This window comes from Streptomyces sp. NPDC002490, assembly GCF_040296045.1.
Taxonomy (GTDB): Bacteria; Actinomycetota; Actinomycetes; order Streptomycetales; family Streptomycetaceae; genus Streptomyces.
The window spans coordinates 96,411-112,617 of the sequence record NZ_JBEOWM010000013.1 but is presented as its reverse complement, the minus strand read 5'-3'; the positions used below and the strand labels follow the sequence as shown (position 1 = coordinate 112,617).

Genomic DNA, 16,207 nt, shown 5'->3' with positions numbered 1-16,207 from the left:
GCGTCCCCCGCGGTGTTCCATCCCCATCCACGTCAAGGACCGCGGCGCGCAGCCGCCGCCCGGGAGGCGGACAGGTGCTTCTTCAACGTATCGGAAACCGGGGAATCCAGCTCGGCAGGATGTTCGAACGGGCGGCCCGACGACACGGGGCCAACGTCCTGATCCTCGACCACGACCTGGACGTGGCACCGGAGTTCGGACGGCGCGCGACCGTCGCCGAGGTGGCCGACCTGGTGGCCGACCTCTCTTCGCGGCTGCACGCGGCGGGCGTCCGCTCGGGCGGCCGGGTGGTGGTGCACAAGTCCGACGGCTTCGACATCACCCTGCTCGCCTGCGCCGCGGCCCGCATGGGAGCCGTCCCGGTGCTGCTCTCGCCGTCGCTGGACGGCGCCACGGTCGCCGAACTGGTCCGCCGTACCGAGCGGCCGACCCTCGTCACCGACCGGGCGAAGCTGGCCGGCCTGCCGGACAGCGTCTTCGGCCTCGCGGAACGGGTGCTCCTGACCTCCGGCTCGCACCGGGACGCCGTGCCGCTCGACAAGTTCGCCGGGTGCGAGCGGGTCCCGTCCGTCACCCTGCCGCCGCACCGTCCGGCCCTGGTCACCCACACCTCCGGCACCACCGGTACGCCCAAGCTGGCCGTGCACACCGGTTTCAGCCTCCAGTCGCGGTACCGCCCGCAGGCATCCGTCCTCGCCCCGCTGGTCCGGGGCCGCGAGACCATCGCCATCCACGTCTCCTTCGTGCACTCCCGGCTGGTCACGGCCCTCGCCCTGGCGCTGTACCGGGGCTTCCCGCTGGTGGTGCTGCGCGATCCGGACCCCGGCCGGGTCGGCGACCTGTTCGCCCGGCTGCGTCCGGGCATCCTGGAGGCGCACCCCAACTCCTTCATGGAGTGGGAGGAACTGGCGGACGACCCCCGCGGCCCGCTCGCCAACGTCAAGCTGTTCAGCAGCACCTTCGACGCGATCCACCCGCGCACCGTGCACCGACTGCTGCGCGCCACCCGCCGCCGTTCGCCGGTCTTCGGGCAGTTGTACGGGCAGAGCGAGGTGGGGCCCGCGGTGGTCCGGGGCTTCACCCGGCGCCGCACCCTCGACGACGACGGCCGCTGTGTCGGCATGCCGTTCCCCGGCATGACGGACGTCCGGGTGGTCAGCCGGAACGGCCTGCCGCCCTCCGAGCAGAACCCGGGCCACATCGAGGTCCGCAGCGACGGCCGCATCGTCACCTACCTCGGCGAGCAGGACCGCTACGAGGCCCAGGTGTCGGCGGACGGCTGGTGGCGGATGGGGGACGTCGGGTACCGCACCCGCTGGGGCTGCGTCCACCTGCTGGACCGCGAGGTCGACCTGATCGACGGCTTCGGCAGCACGCTCGCCGCCGAGGACGCCCTCTTCGGACGGCTGGTCGGACTCGCCGAGGTCATCATCGTTCCCGGGCCGGACGGCAGGGCCGTCCCGGTGGTGTGCACCAAGGACGACCGTCCGTTGGACCCCGTGGCCTGGCGACGGGCCGTGAGCACGTTGCCGCCGATGGCGGATCCGGTCCAGTGGCGCCTGAGCGAGTTGCCGCAGACCGCGACCATCAAGATCAAGCGTCTGGAACTGGCCCGTCTGCTCGCAGCCGGGGCCGGGACGGACGTCCCCGAGAGCGACCGCAGCCAGAAGGAGGCGACCCCGTGACCGGACCGGAGCGCAAGGCGGAGTTGGAGGTCTGCGTGGTGGGCGCGGGCCCGCGTGGACTCTCCGTGGTGGAGCGGTTGTGCGCCAACGAGCGGGCCTCGCCCGCACAGGGTTCGGTCACCGTCCACGTGGTGGATCCGGCGGCGCCCGGTGCGGGCGCGGTGTGGCGCTCGGACCAGTCGCGCCACCTGCTGATGAACACGGTGGCCTCGCAGATCACCGTCTACACCGACGACAGTTCCCGGATCGACGGGCCGATCGAGCCGGGACCGAGCCTGTACGCGTGGGCCCGGGAGACCGCCGCGGCGGGCCCGGTCTCCGGGGAGGACGCGCCGACCCTCGCGGAGGCCGCCCGGCTCGGCCCGGACGACTACCCGACGCGTGCCTTCTACGGCCGCTATCTGAACGCGAGCTTCGGCCGGGTGGTGACGCACGCGCCCGCGCACGTCACCGTGCGGGTGCACCGTTCGCGGGCGGTGGCGATGGCGGACGTCCACGGGGTCCCCGGCGGCCCGCAGGGGGTCCGCCTGGAGGACGGCACCCGACTCGACCGCCTGGACGCGATCGTCCTCGCCCAGGGCCACCTGCCGACCCGGCTCACCCCGCAGGAGGCGCGGACGGCGAGCCTGGCCCGGATCCACCACCTCACCTACGTCACCCCCGCCAACCCGGCCGATCTCGACCTGGACGGCGTGCGGCCCGGCGAGCCCGTCCTGATGCGCGGGCTCGGGCTCAACTTCTTCGACCACATGGCCCTGTTCACCATCGGCCGGGGTGGTTCCTTCGAGCGTCCGGGGGGTCCCGACGGACCGCTGGTGTACCGGGCCTCCGGCCGGGAGCCGAAGCTGTACGCGAGTTCGCGGCGCGGCATCCCGTACCACGCACGCGGCGAGAACGAGAAGGGCGCGGACGGGCGTCACCTGCCGAGGCTGCTCACCCCCGCGTACATCGCGGGGCTGCGCGAGCGGTCCGGGCAGGGGCGTCCGGTGCGCTTCGGAACCGATCTGTGGCCGCTGATCGCGCGCGAGGTGGAGAGCGTCTACTACGGCACCCTGCTGGAGTCCTGGGGACGCGGCGACGAGCGGGAACGTTTCATCACGCGCTATCTGGCCGCCACGGAGGAGGGCGACCCGACGGACCTGCTCGACGGGTACGCCGTCGGCGAGGACGACCGCTGGAACTGGGAACGGCTCTTCCGGCCGTACGGGCAACAGACCTTCTCCGGACCGGACGCCTTCCGGGACTGGCTCCTGCCCCATCTGCGGGAGGACGTGCGGCAGGCCCGCGCGGGCAACCTCAGCGGCCCGCTGAAGGCCGCCCTGGACGTGCTGCGCGACCTGCGCAACGAGGTGCGGCTCGCGGTGGACCACGGCGGTCTGGACGGGGGCTCCCACCGGGACGACCTGGAGGGCTGGTACACCCCGCTGAACGCCTTCCTGTCGATCGGTCCGCCGGCTTCGCGGATCGAGGAGTTGATCGCCCTGATCGAGGCCGGCGTGGTCGAACTGACCGGCCCCGGCACCGAGATCCGGATCGACCCCGAGACCCCCGCCTACGTCCTGACCTCGCGACAGGTGCCGCGACCGCCCCTGCGCGCCCGGGTGCTGATCGAGGCCCGGCTGCCCGAACCGGATCTGCGGCGCACCACCGATCCGCTGCTGGTGCACATGCTGAGCACCGAGCAGGCGACGGTGTACCGGATCCCGGCGGAGGACGGCACCAGCTACGAGACCGGCGGTCTGGCCGTGACGGAGCGGCCCTACCGGCTGCTGGACACCCGGGGCCGGGCCCACCCCCGGCGGTACGCGTACGGGGTGCCGACCGAGTCGGTGCACTGGGTCACGGCGGCCGGCATCCGGCCGGGAGTGGACTCGGTGACGCTCGGGGACTCCGACGCGATCGCCCGTTCGGTGCTGGCGCTGCCGCCCACCGCGCAGATCCCCGTCGAAGTCCGTTCGGGGGCTGCCGAAACCGATCTCACCGGGGTCCTCGTATGAGCGGGACGACGGCCGCGCCCACCGGAGTCACCGCGGCGGACGCCGACACCGGGCTGCTCTCGCCGGTCCGCGCCGGCACACCGGTCGAGGCGGTGGTCTGCGACACCGCCTGGCTCCAGGCCATGTTGGACGCGGAGGCCGCGCTGGCCCGGGCCCAGGCCCGGCTGGGCACCCTGCCCGCGTCGGCCGCCGACGCCATCACCCGGGCCGCCGACGCCGGCCTGTTGGACGTGCGGGCCCTCGCGGTGGCGTCCCGGGAGACCGCCAACCCGGTGGTGGGCCTGGTCCAGGCGTTCACCCGGGTGGTCGCGGAACGGGACGCCGCCGCCGCCGAGTACGTCCACCGGGGGTCGACCAGCCAGGACGTCTTCGACACCGGCGCGATGCTGGTGGCGGCCCGCGCGCTGGAGACGGTCCGGGCGGACCTGGACCGCACCGCGCGGGCCTTGGGCGCCCTGGCCGCCCGGCACCGGGACACCGTCATGGCGGGTCGGACCCTCGGTCTCCAGGCGGTGCCGACCACCTTCGGCCTCAAGGCGGCCGGCTGGCGGCAGTTGGTGGTGGACGCCGACGAGCGGCTGGGACGGGTCGCCGAGGAACTGCCGGTCTCGCTGGGCGGTGCGGCGGGCACGCTCGCCGGATACCTGGAGTACGCGCGCCTCGACGGGCCCCTCCCGGACCCGGACGACCCGCAGGACCATGCCGAGCGGCTGGTGGCGGCGTTCGCCGAGGAGACCGGGTTGGCCGAACCCGTCCTGCCCTGGCACACCCTGCGCACCCCGGTGGCGGACCTCGCCGCCGCCCTCGGGTTCACCGCGGGCGCCCTCGGCAAGATCGCGGTCGACGTGCAGTCGCTGAGCCGCACGGAGGTGGGCGAGGTCACCGAGCCCGGACGCGCCGGGCGCGGCTCCTCGTCGGCCATGCCGCACAAGCGGAACCCGGTCCTGGCCACCCTGATCCGCTCCGCCGCGCTCCAGGTCCCGGTGATCGCCGCCGGACTGACCCAGTGCCTGACGGCCGAGGACGAACGGCCGTCGGGCGCCTGGCACGCCGAGTGGCAGCTGTTGCGCGAGGCGCTGCGCCTGACCGGCGGCGCGGCCCACACGGCGGTGGAACTCGCCGAGGGGCTGGAGGTGCGGACCACACGGATGCGGACCAATCTGGACCTCACCGGTGGCCAGATCGTCTCCGAGCGGATCGTGGCGGTCCTCGCGCCCCGCATCGGCAAGGCGGCCGCCCGGGAACTGCTCACCGCGGCGACGCGGGAGTCCGATCGCACCGGCCGCCCGCTGCACGCCGTCCTCGCCGGGACGCCCCGACTGGCCGGGGTCGCCGACCCCGCCGAGTGGGAACGGTGGTGCGACCCGGCCGCCTACACCGGCGCCGCCGGCGCCCTCGTCGACCGGGCCCTGCACACACCGTGAGGCTCCGGCCGGGGCCGCCGCCCCCCGGCGGCCCCGGCCCCGCCGCGCGAACGCAACGGCCCGCGCCCATCGAACGGGAAGAGGCACCATGCTCCTGCACCGCGTCACCAACCGGGGCATCCGACTGGGCACGGTCTTCGACCGGGCGTCCGCGCGGCACCCGGCGAGCCCCGTCTACCTCGATCACGACCTCGACATCGCCCCGGAACTCGGCCGCCGGGTGACGCTCACGGAGATCGCCGACCTCGTCGCGGACCACGCCTCCCGGTTGTGGGCCGCCGGGGTCCGTCCGGGTGAGCGGGTGGTGATCCACAAGGCGGACGGCTTCGACATCTCCTTGCTCGCCTACAGCGTGGCCCGGATCGGCGCGGTGCCGGTGCTCCTCTCGCCGAAGTTGGACGGCGCCACCGTCGCCCGGTTGCTGGCGCGGTTAGGCCGCCCCGTCCTCCTCACGGACGCGGCCAAACTGGAGCGGGACCTCCCGGCCGAGGTCCTCGAACTGGCCGAGCGGGTGCTGGTGGCCACCGGACGGTTCCCGGGCACGACCCCGCTCGCCGCGCTCGCCGGGGTCCAGCGCGTCGCACCGGTGACCGCGCCCCAGGACCGGGCCGCGCTGATCACCCACACCTCGGGCACCACCGGACTGCCCAAGCTGGCCGTCCAGACGGGGCACACCATCCAGGCCCGCTGCCGGCCGCAGTCCGTGCTGCTCGCTCCGGTGGGTCGGCGCGAACCGATCGCGGTGCACGTCTCCTTCGTCCACTCCCGGATGATCAGCGGGGCGGCGCTGTTCGCGCTCCGCGGCCATCCCCTGATCGTGCTCCGCGAGGACGACCCGGAGCAGGTGGCGGAGTTGTTCTCGCGGGTGCCTCCGGGCGTGATCGAGTCCCACCCCAACACCCTGCTCCGGTGGGAGGTGCTGGCGGACCACCCGGCGAAGCCGCTGGCGCGCGTCCGCTGCTTCAGCAACACCTTCGACGCCATCCACCCCCGCACGGTGCACACCCTGTTGGGGGCGTCCGAGCGGAAGCTGCCGTTCTTCGCGCAGACCTACGGGCAGAGCGAGACCGGCGCGATCGCCGCCCGCACCTACACCCGGCACCGGTCCGGCGGCGCCGACGGACGCTGCGTGGGCCGGACCTTCCCCGGGATGACCGAGGTCCGGGTGGCGAGCCGGGACGGCCGCAGGCCGAGCCGTGAGTCCCCCGGGCACATCGAGGTGCGCAGCGGCGGGCAGATCATCGGCTACCACGGGGAGGACCAGCGGTTCGACCGGAACTTCTCCCCGGACGGCTGGTGGCGGATGGGCGACCTCGGCTACCGCACCCGCTGGGGCTGCCTGCACCTGTTGGACCGGGAGGTCGACGAGATCCCGGGCATCAGCACCCTGGACCTTGAGGACAAGCTCTTCACCCGGCTGCCGGAACTGCTGGAGGTCATCATCGTGCCGGGCTCGGACGGCCCGCCGGTGCCGGTGGTGTGCACCCGGGACGACCGACCGCTCGACCGCGGCCGTTGGGACGAAGCGGTGACCGGACTGCCCCTGCTCGCGGCGCCGGTGCAACGACGGCTGGACGAGCTGCCGCACACCGCGACCACCAAGGTGAAGCGGCTGGAGCTGGCCCGGGAGCTGGCGCCCCACCCCATCGGCCCGGATCGTCCGTGAACGCGTGGTGCGGGCCCGGGCCGTCGAGCAGACCCTTGGACGTGCGCCGCGCCGGGCCGGGCGGAACGGCCCCCACCGTTCCGCCCGCCGCCGGACGACGGCTACCCGGCGGCCGGGACGGGGGCGACCCCGAGCACCCCGGCGAGCAGGTCCCCGGTGATCCGGGGCCCGTCCTGGGTGAGCACCGACTCCGCGTGGAACTGCATGGAGGCGAAGAACGGGCCCCGCAGCGCGTGCACTTCGCCGTCACGGGGATCGCGGCTGACCTCGACGGCGGCGCCGGCCACGGGACCCGTCGGGCCGACGGGGACGAACCGGTCCGCCCGGGCGACGGCGGCGAAGGTGTTGTAGAAGCCGACGCGTTCCCGGGTCCCGAACAGGTCGATCTCGCGCTGGATCCCCTGGTTGGGGGCTTCGCGGCGGCGCAGCGGCAGTCCGAGCAGGGTGCAGAGGACCTGATGGCTCAGACAGACCGCGAGGAACGGGCGCCGGTGGGCGAGGAGTTCCGTCGTGATGGTGCGCAGACGGGCGATCTTGGGGTGGGAGACCCGCCGGGGGTCCCCCGGCCCGGGGCCCATCACCACCAGGTCGTGACCGTGCAGGGCGTGCGGCTCGTCGAAGCGCCGGTTCACCACCGACAGTCCCAGGGAACGGAGTTGGTGGTCGATCATGGCGGTGAAGGTGTCTTCCGCGTCGATCACCAGGACCCGACGGCCGGTCAGGCCCGTCGCCGGTGACGGGTGGTGGTCCGGGCCGCCGGCGTCGTCCGCGCCGTTCGCGAGCCAGAAGCCGGCGATGGTGGTGTTCCGGCGCGCCAGCGCGGCCCGCACCCGGGGGTGGTCGGCGAAGCCCCGCCGGCCCCCGGCCTCCAGCGCCGCCAGCAGCCCGGCCGCCTTGGCCCGGGTCTCGGCGGCCTCCGAGGCGGGGTCGGAGTGGCGCACCAGGGTGGCGCCCACCCCGATCCCCACCCGTCCGGTGGCGTCGATGTCGGCGGTGCGGATGAGGATCGCCGAGTCCATGGTGGGGGCGCCGGCGGCGTCCCGTCCGATGAGTGCGGCGACCCCGCTGTAGTATCCGCGGCCGGCGGGCTCGTAGCGGCGGATGACGCGGGCGGCGCTCTCCAGGGGGCTGCCGGTGACGGTGGGGGCGAAGAGGGTCTCGCGCAGGATCTCCCGGGGGTCGCGCGCGGTGCGGCCCCGGATCAGGTACTCGGTGTGGGCGAGTCGGGCCATCTCCTTGAGGTAGGGGCCGGTGACCCGACCGCCGCCCTCGCAGATGCGGGCCATCATCTTGAGTTCCTCGTCGACCACCATGTACAGCTCGTCGGTCTCCTTGCGGTCGGCGAGGAAGTCCATGACGCCGGGGAGGGTGGAACCGGAAGCCGGGTAGCGGTAGGTGCCGCTGATGGGGTTCATCACGGCGACGCCGTCCGCCAGGCTGACGTGCCGTTCCGGGCTGGCGCCGACCAGGGTCCGCTCGCCGGTGTGGACGACGAAGACCCAGTAGGCCCCGACCTCGCCTTCGACGAGCCGGCGGAAGAAGGCCAGGGCGGCGTGGACGGTGTAGTCGGTGATGTCGGCGACGAAGGAGCGCCGGACGACGAAGTTGGCGCCCTCGCCCCGGCCGATCTCCTCGGCCACGACCCTGCGGACGGTGTCCGCGTACGCCTCGTCGTCGGGCTCGAACCGGGCACCGGTCAGTTCCGTCGGGCGGTCCGGGACGAGGGCGAGGGCCGCTCCGAGGGCGGTGGTGGCGTGGTCGGTGACGGTGAGGGCGAGCAGCGGAGTGCCGTCGTCGGGGGCGTCGAAGCCGCGCTCCACGATCTGCCGGTAGGGGATCAGGACGAGGGTCTCCGGGCCGGGTCGGCCGGGGGCGGGGGCCAGGGGGACCCGGTCGAGGGTACCGGGGGCGGTGACCTCGCCGAGGAGGACGTCGAGGGTGCCGGGGCCGGTGCTCTCCGGGCGGTACAGCAGGGCGAAGGGCGGCGGCCGGTCGGCGAGCACCCGGCGCAGCAGTCGGCGGGCGCGGGTCCGTTCCCCGCCCGGCTCCCGGCCGCCCGCGGCCGCTCCCCGGGGTGCCGTTCCGGTCACGAGAAGACCTCCTTCGCGGTCAGGAGCATCGCGCAGCGCGAGGCCGCGTACTCCAGGGCGAGCCGGTGGTGGTCGGCGGAGAAGTCCGCGACGGCATCGGCGACCAGGAAGGGCTGGATGTCGTGGGTGAACGCGTCGACGGCGGTCATCAACACGCCGACGTGGGCGTAGACCCCGCACAGCACCAGTTGGTCGCGCCCCGTGTCGCGCATCAGCCGCAGCAGGTCGGTGCGGTGGAAGGCGCTGTAGCGCCACTTGGTGAGGAGCCAGTCGCCGGGCGCCGGCGCCAGCGGCTCGACGACCTCGCGGTCGGCCGGGTCGACCCGCATGCCGGGCCCCCAGAAGTCGGCGAGCAGTCCGCGCTGTTCGGGGGTCATGCCGCCCGGCTGCGCGGTGTACGCGACGGGGACGCCGCGCTCGGCCGCCCGGCGGCGCAGCAGCGCCGCGTGGCGCAGCAGCTCGCCGCCGGGGGAGCTGCCCGGCGGGAAGGGTCGTAGGAAGTAGCGCTGCATGTCGTGGACGAGCAGCACCGCGCGGTCCGTGTCGACGGTCCAGGACACGGTGTTGCGGGGCAACTCGCCGGCGGTCGGCATCGAGTAGGGCGCGATGGGCGGAATGCCTGCCATGGGCCGGTGCCTCCTGGGCGGGAACGGGGACGGGTCAGGCGCCGAGCCCGGCGCCGCCGTCGACGGTCAGGTCGTGCAGGGTGATGTGGCCGGCCCGGTCGGAGAGCAGGAACAGCACGGCCTCGGCGATGTCCTCGGGCCGGGCCAGCTTGTTCAGGGGGATGCCGGTGCGGAACGCCTCCGGGTCGCCCGCCAGGGTGGCGCGCGGGCCCGACTCGTCGTGCCACATCGACCGGAGCATGGGCGTGTCGGTGGATCCGGGGGCGACCAGGTTGCAGCGGATGCCGTACGGGGCGACCTCCAGGCCGAGGCTCTTGGTGAACTGGGTGGCGGCGGCCTTGGAGGCGGCGTACGCGGCCATGCCGGCCCGCGGGGTGCGGGCGGCGTTGGACGCGACGGTGACCAGGGCGCCCCGGCCACGCGGGATCATCCGGTCGACGACCGCGCGGGACATGTGGAAGACGCCGTTGACGTTGACCGCGAAGGTGGTGACCCAGTCCTCGGTGGTGAAGTCGCGCACCGGGCCGAGGCGCAGCACCCCGGCGGCGTTGACGAGCTGGTCCACCGGCCCGAGTTCGCGTTCGACGGTGTCGACCAGGGGAGTCGCGGCGGCGGGGTCGGCGACGTCCGCCAGATACCCCCGGACCGGCAGCCCGTCGGCGGTCAGGTCGGCGACGGCCCGGTGCAGTGCCTTCTCGTCGCGGTCGACGGCGGCCACGGGGGTGCCGCGCTCGGCCAGGCGTCGGACCACGGCGGCACCGATCCCGCCCGCGGCGCCGGTGACCAGGGCGATGCTGTTCGTCACTGCCGTTCCCTCCTCTGCCGGCCCGGGGCCGGACCTCGTCTCGGTGTGGTGCGCGGCTGGTGCCGGAGTTCAGGCCGTCCAGGCGGAGACCACGGTGACGGCCTGGCCGGGGTTGAGCCGGGGATCGCAGAAGCTGGTGTACTTGTCGCCGACCCGCTCGATGCCGGTGGCGTCGGGGACGCACTCGGTGACCTGGTCGGGGGTGGTCTCCAGGTGCAGCCCGCCGGCGACCCCGCCCTCGGCCAGGACGGCGCGCTGGAACTCCCGGACCTCGCGGACGACGGTCTCCACGAAGCGGGTCTTCAGTCCGCCGGGGGCGGTGACGGTGTTGCCGTGCAGCGGGTCGGTGAGCCAGACGACCGGATGGCCGGCCCGGCGCACGGTCCTGACCAGCGGCGGAAGCCGTTCCCCGACGAGGTCGGCGCCCATCCGGGCGATGAGGGTCAGTCGGCCCGGCTCCCGTGCGGGGTCCAGGCGGAGGCACACCTCCAGCAGTTCGTCGGCGGTGGTCCCGGGGCCCACCTTGCAGGCCACCGGGTTGTCGACGGACGCGAGCAACGCGACGTGGGCGCCGTCCGGCTGCCGGGTCCGTTCACCGATCCAGGGCCAGTGGGTGGAGGTCAGCAGGGTCTTGCCCCGCGGGGTCCGGCGGGTCAGCGGGACTTCGTAGTCGAGCAGCAGGGCCTCGTGGCTGGTCCACACCCGGCGCCCCCGTGCCGGGCGGCGGGCCGGACCGAGCCAGCCGAGGTGGGTGAGGGTCTCGGCCGCGGCGTGGTAGCAGGTGAGCATGCGCCCGGGGTCGGGGCGGCGCAGCTCCGGGTCGGGCTCCGGACCGTTGACCAGGTGCCCCCGGTAGACGGGCAGTTCACGCCCGTCCACCCGTTCGGTGGGGTTCGAGCGGGGCTTGGCGAACTGTCCCGCGATCCGGCCGACCCGGAGCACGGGCCGCTGGGTGGCCGTCTCCATCACCCCGGCCAGGACGTCGAGGAGTTCACTCTTGCGGGCCACGTATCCGGCCGAGCACTCCGCCGGGTCCTCCGCGCAGTCCCCCGCCTGCACCACCCGGAACTCCCCCGCGGCGACCCGGGCGAGCAGCCCGCGCAGCCGTCCCACGTCGGCGGCGTCGACCAGGTGCGGCAGGCCCGCCAGTCGGTCCCTGACCTCCTCCCAGCGCTCGTGGCCGGACCACTCCGGCTGGTGCTGTGCGGGCCTGGAGCTGAGGGCTGGCTGTGCGGCGACCATGGATGTCTCCCGGTACGGGGGCGGGGCGCGCCAGGGGCGTCGGGACGGGGACGTACGGGGCCGGAACGGCGGCAGGCGCCACTGGCCGGGCCCGGGCAGCGGCGGTCCGTCGGCCGCGGGACGCTGCGGCTCCCCCAGATCTTGTGGGGCGGTGGCGGGTGTCGCCAAGTGGTCGCGAGGTCACTCCGTCAGGTGGCGGATACTTCATCAGGTCGCTATGGACCAGCACGGGTTGACGGCGTGTCGTGCCGGCGCCGGCGGGGTGTCCCCGCACGGTCCGGGCCCAGCGCGGGCGGGCCGGCCGGTTTCCCGGCTCCCCCACCCGGTCGGAGCGGGTGGTGTCGGCACACCCTGCTGCCGGTGGTCGGAGCACACCACTGCGGGGCGGGACGGACCACGTCCTCCCGGCGGTCACGGAAGGCGACGGGCCGATGGCGGGAGGTGCGCGCCGAGCCCGTCAGCCGCCGGTGGGGTGGGGTGGTGCGGCCGTGGTCACCTCGACGAGCAGGTGCTCGATCGCGTGGGCGCCCTCCTGGAAGACGGCCCGGCGCACCGGCCGCAGCGCCCGGCCGCACTCGGCGGCGATCCGGCGCAGGGTGTCCAGCTCGCCCCGGGCGCTGAAGTGCAGCAGTACGGTGCCGCCGGGGGCGAGTCGTTGGGGCGCCTGGGCGAGGAAGCGCCGGTGGGCGGCGTATCCGGGGTCGACGTAGCCGCGTTCGTGCATCGACGCGTACTGGTAGTCCGCGGGCGCCAGGACGTAGTTGGAGTGCCAGAAGATCGTGTCGAAGCGTTCCCCGGGCGGCAGGGCGTCGAAGAGGTCGCTGTGGACGGCGCGGACGCGGTCGGCGACCCCGTGGCGTTCGGCGTTCAGCTCGGCGTTGCGCACGGCCGCCTCGTTGATGTCGACGGCCACCACCCGGTCGTGTCCGGCCAGTGCCCCGGCCACCGCGATGACGCCGGTGCCGCAGCCGATCTCCAACAGCGAACCGGAACGGGAGCCCGGTCGGGGATCGTCGAGGCCGAGCAGGCGCAGGGAGAACCCGGTGGTGGGCGAGTAGACCGGGGCGAAGACTCCGGGGAGGAGGTCCCAGGTGGAGCCGCAGAGCTGGAAGGTGTCCGGCCGGTCCGCGTGGGTGAGGGCCCATCGGCTGCGCGCCAGGGAGCGTCGGTAGTCCTGTATGGCCTCCATGCCGTTCGCCGCCGTCCCCGTCCTCGTCCGGCCGGGCGGCCCGACCGCCGTTTCCGCGCCCGGACCATCCTCCTCGGGGCCCCGACGTGCGGGAAGGTGGGCCGGCACCACATCGAACCGCCTCCAGCAGTGGGCCGACCACCGTCCAGAGCGTGGATCTCCGCTTCCTGACGGAGTGTTACGTGGTAAATACTTCGATCGACATGGCATATGCGCTGCCAGGGGCGACTGCCACGGACTGAGGCGGGGTGGGACATGGCGCTAAGGGAAGCCGGGAACCGGCCGGACGCGCTGACCGTACTGGGGCTGTTGGCCGAGGAAGCGCCGGCGGCCTCCATCGAGTCGTTGTCGGAGGAGGCCCGTCGCAGCGGTGCCGCCGGCACCGAACTGGCCCACCTGGAGCGGGCGGTACGGCTCGGGCTCGACGTCCACGCCCGGCACCGACAGCGCCAGCAGCGCGAAGCGGGCCTCTCCGCGCTGCTCGACACCGCCCGGGACCTCGTCGCCCCGGACGGGCTCGACGAGCTGCTCAAGATGGTCACCCGGCGGACCCGGCTGCTGCTCGGCGCGGACATGGCCTACATCAGCTTCCCCGACGCGGAGGAGGGCGTGTTCCGCGTCCGGGCCTCGGACGGGCACGTCTCGGCGCTCAACGTCGGTCTGCGGCTCACCGGCGAGGCGGGGCTCGGCCATGTGGCCGTGGCCAGTTCGGCACCCGTCTGGACCCCGGACTACCTCGATGACGTCAGGATCCAGCACAGCACGGACATCGACCAGGTGGTCCGGGCCGAGGGCCTGCGCGCGGTCATGGCGGTCCCGCTGAGTCACGGGACCCGACCGTTCGGCGCCCTCTACATCGCCGACCGGGACGTCCGCCACTACACCCGGGAGGAGATATCGACCGCGAGCGCGCTCGGCGAGCTGGCCGGCCTGGCCATCGAACGCGCCCGACACCTCGACGAGGCCCGCGCCACGGTGCGGACGCTGCGCGGGGAAGTGGGCAGGTACGCCGAGTCTCTGGCGCTGCTGCGCGAGCAACGGCGCGCCCACACCGACCTGATCGAACAGGCGTTGTCGGAGACCGATCCCAAGGCGCTCACCGTCGCCGCTGCCCGCTGCCTGGGCGGTTCCTTACGGATCCACGCCGTCGACGGCACCGTCCTGGCCGGTACCGGCACGTTCCCCGGTTCGGGGGCGGAGGACCGCGTGGGAGCGGCCCTGACCGAAGCGCACGCCGCCCACCGTCCGGTCCGGGCTCCGAACGGGGTGTGGGCCATGCCGGTCACCGGCGGGGGCGAGGTCCTCGGCACGCTCGCGGCCCAGCCCGGCTCGCGCCGGCGGGAGGAGACCGAGGAACTGCTGCGGCTGGTCGCCCAGGCGGTGGCGGTGCACCTGCTGCGGACCGGGCGGGCCAGCGTCTCCCAGGGCCGGGCGTACGACGAACTCCTGGAGGACCTCCTCACCAACCCTCCGCGACCGCCGCAGCAGTTGACCGAGCGCGCCCGCCGGATCGGCATCGACCTGAGCACCCCGCACGTGGTGGTGGTCGCCCGTCCCGAGGGCGGGGCCTGCGGTCGGGCCAGCTTCCTGGTCTCGGGCCTGGCCCAGCGGCTCAACGGGCTCCGCGCCAGCCACGGCGGTGCGGTGGTCCTGCTGCTGCCCGGCGCGGACGCCGCCGCCACCGCCCGCGCCGTCCTCGACGAGCTGACCCCCCTGCTCGGCGAGGACGTGACGGTGGCCGGCGCCGGTCCGGTCTCGGACGCCGCCTCCGTCTTCCACTGCCACCAGGAGGCGTTGCGCTGCCTGGACGCGATGAGCGCGCTCGGCACCACCGGACGCTCCGCCTCCACCCACGAACTGGGCTTCCTCGGGGTGCTGCTCGCGGACAACCGGGACGTGCGGTCGTTCGTGGACTCGGTCCTCGGCCCGGTGCTCGACTACGACCGACAGCGCCTCACCGAGCTGTGCCGCACGCTGGACGTCTACTTCGGGACCGGTGGCAGCCCGACCCGCGCCGCCCAGCGACTGCACGTCCATCCGAACACCGTCGCCCGGCGGCTGGAGCGGATCGGCGAGTTGCTCGGCCCCGACTGGCAGGAGCCCGGGAACGCCCTGGAAGTGCAGCTCGCCCTCAGGCTCGCCCGGGTGCGGGCCGTCCTGATGGGCGAGGAGTCGGTGCCGGGGCGGGCACCGTGACCGCGGCACGCCCCCGGCCGGGCGGGGCTCACCCCGCCCGGCACAGCGGCCGGTGCCCCGCTTCGGCCAAGGCCGCGACGGCGTGCGCGGCGGAGGCCAGGGTGACGTGTCGGTGCCAGCCGTTGAACGACCGGCCGGTGTAGTCGCGGATGCCGGTGCGGTCCGCGATCTCCTCGAAGTCCCGTTCGACCCGGCCGGTCAGCCGGCTCAGTCGGAACAGCGCCCCGGGCGACGCGTCGGGCACGTCGGCCAGCCACAGTTCCTGGGGCCAGCGGCACCCCGGGGCGCCCGCGCCGAGCAGCAGCAGGTCCTCGTCCGCACCGGCGTCCCGGCGTCGGGGCCGCCGTCCGAAGGTCGGCGTCTCGGGGAGACGGACCCGCACGGCGGCGACCAGTGCGGTGCGGGGCGAGGCGTCGAGCCCGTGGTCGGTCCAGACGACCGGGCGGCACAGGGCCCGGGACGCGCCGACGATCCGGTGCGCGGGCAGGGCCTGGGGGCCGGGTCGGGCCGGGGCCGCGTCGACGGGGCGGAGCGGCAGCGTGCTGTTGACCCGGAGGACGAACGGGACGCCCGCCGCCCGCAACCGTCGGGCCGCCTTCATCCCGTCGAACTCGCGCACGTCCGTGACCACGGGCCGGACCGGCAGTCGCCAATCCGAGGTCAGTTCCAGCGCCGCCTCCACCGCGCAGTCCCCGAGCGTGCGGGCGTGCACGTCCGCGGGGATGGACGCCTGACTACGGCGCGGCACGTCGTCGAGCCAGGCCTGGGAGAGGTGGAGCCGCCAATTGACCGGCATGCTCACCGTGTCCGAAGCGGACCAGACCCCCACCGCCTGCTGGGCGTTGAGCACCTGTCCGAGGGAGGAGATGAAGCAGCGGTCGACACCGACCGAGTGTTCCCCGGCCTTCGGGATGACCGTGTGCCGCACCACCCACGCCTGCGGCGGCACCGCGGCGGTGACGTGGCCCGCCAGCACGGCGCGCACGGGCGCCCAGTCCCAGGTGGAACTGCTGATGAAGTGGTGCAGGTTCTGTTCCGTCGTCTGTCCCCCGACCAGTCGAGCGATGTTGCGGATCGACTTGCGGCCCTCGGCGTCCAGCAGCCCGCGCAGGTACTCCACGCCCTTGCGGCGCTGGTCCACCCGGGGCAACGACGCGAACAGGACCGAGCTCAGCTCGGTGAGGACGACGTCGTGGAAGTCCGCGTCCACCGGAGTCGGACCGGGCGGCCGTGCATCCCCTACGCACAGGGACAAGTCGCTCATCGAGATCCCCCAACTGAAAGCGG

General features: G+C 74.3%; 11 protein-coding genes. 5 read left to right on the top strand and 6 right to left on the bottom strand.

What is annotated here, in order from left to right; all coding sequences use genetic code 11:
* The first annotated feature begins 119 nt into the window (after positions 1-119).
* From ABT092_RS11095 to ABT092_RS11080, 4 genes are all read left to right on the top strand, one after another.
* Complete coding sequence (locus tag ABT092_RS11095; RefSeq protein WP_351242244.1) at positions 120-1,685, top strand: class I adenylate-forming enzyme family protein; 1,566 nt, start codon at positions 120-122, stop codon at positions 1,683-1,685.
* The gene (locus tag ABT092_RS11090) at positions 1,682-3,682 is read left to right on the top strand and encodes an FAD/NAD(P)-binding protein (RefSeq protein ID WP_351242242.1); all 2,001 of its coding nucleotides are present in this window, start codon (positions 1,682-1,684) and stop codon (positions 3,680-3,682) included. Before ABT092_RS11095 ends, ABT092_RS11090 begins: the two co-directional genes overlap by 4 nt.
* Positions 3,679-5,106 carry a nitrosuccinate lyase gene (locus tag ABT092_RS11085; RefSeq protein ID WP_351242240.1) on the top strand — a complete coding sequence of 476 codons (1,428 nt, stop codon included), beginning with the start codon at positions 3,679-3,681 and terminating at the stop codon, positions 5,104-5,106. Before ABT092_RS11090 ends, ABT092_RS11085 begins: the two co-directional genes overlap by 4 nt.
* A gap of 88 nt (positions 5,107-5,194) precedes the next feature.
* Positions 5,195-6,772: a class I adenylate-forming enzyme family protein gene (locus ABT092_RS11080; RefSeq protein ID WP_351242238.1), complete on the top strand. Its 1,578-nt coding sequence runs from the start codon at positions 5,195-5,197 to the stop codon at positions 6,770-6,772.
* Positions 6,773-6,873: 101 nt separating this feature from the next.
* On the opposite strand, the gene ABT092_RS11075 is transcribed toward ABT092_RS11080, so the two are convergent.
* The 5 genes from ABT092_RS11075 to ABT092_RS11055 form a co-directional block, all read right to left on the bottom strand.
* On the bottom strand, positions 6,874-8,862 hold the full coding sequence (locus ABT092_RS11075; RefSeq protein ID WP_451363814.1) for an anthranilate synthase family protein: 1,989 nt from the start codon (positions 8,860-8,862) through the stop codon (positions 6,874-6,876).
* On the bottom strand, positions 8,859-9,488 hold the full coding sequence (locus ABT092_RS11070) for an isochorismatase family protein (protein ID WP_351242236.1): 630 nt from the start codon (positions 9,486-9,488) through the stop codon (positions 8,859-8,861). The genes ABT092_RS11075 and ABT092_RS11070 overlap by 4 nt, the downstream gene beginning before the upstream one ends.
* A gap of 34 nt (positions 9,489-9,522) precedes the next feature.
* Positions 9,523-10,293, bottom strand: a complete 771-nt coding sequence (locus tag ABT092_RS11065) for a 2,3-dihydro-2,3-dihydroxybenzoate dehydrogenase (protein ID WP_351242234.1) — start codon at positions 10,291-10,293, stop codon at positions 9,523-9,525.
* A 69-nt stretch (positions 10,294-10,362) separates the two neighbouring features.
* Positions 10,363-11,535, bottom strand: coding sequence for a 3-deoxy-7-phosphoheptulonate synthase (locus ABT092_RS11060; protein ID WP_351242232.1), 1,173 nt, complete (start codon positions 11,533-11,535; stop codon positions 10,363-10,365).
* A gap of 457 nt (positions 11,536-11,992) precedes the next feature.
* Positions 11,993-12,724, bottom strand: a complete 732-nt coding sequence (locus ABT092_RS11055) for a methyltransferase (RefSeq protein ID WP_351242230.1) — start codon at positions 12,722-12,724, stop codon at positions 11,993-11,995.
* A 255-nt stretch (positions 12,725-12,979) separates the two neighbouring features.
* Between ABT092_RS11055 and ABT092_RS11050 the strand changes: the two genes are divergently transcribed.
* Positions 12,980-14,920 (top strand): helix-turn-helix domain-containing protein, encoded by a 1,941-nt coding sequence (locus ABT092_RS11050; protein ID WP_351242228.1) that lies wholly within the window; start codon positions 12,980-12,982, stop codon positions 14,918-14,920.
* Positions 14,921-14,948: 28 nt separating this feature from the next.
* On the opposite strand, the gene ABT092_RS11045 is transcribed toward ABT092_RS11050, so the two are convergent.
* The gene (locus ABT092_RS11045) at positions 14,949-16,184 is read right to left on the bottom strand and encodes an IS701 family transposase (protein WP_351242226.1); all 1,236 of its coding nucleotides are present in this window, start codon (positions 16,182-16,184) and stop codon (positions 14,949-14,951) included.
* Positions 16,185-16,207: the final 23 nt, after the last annotated feature.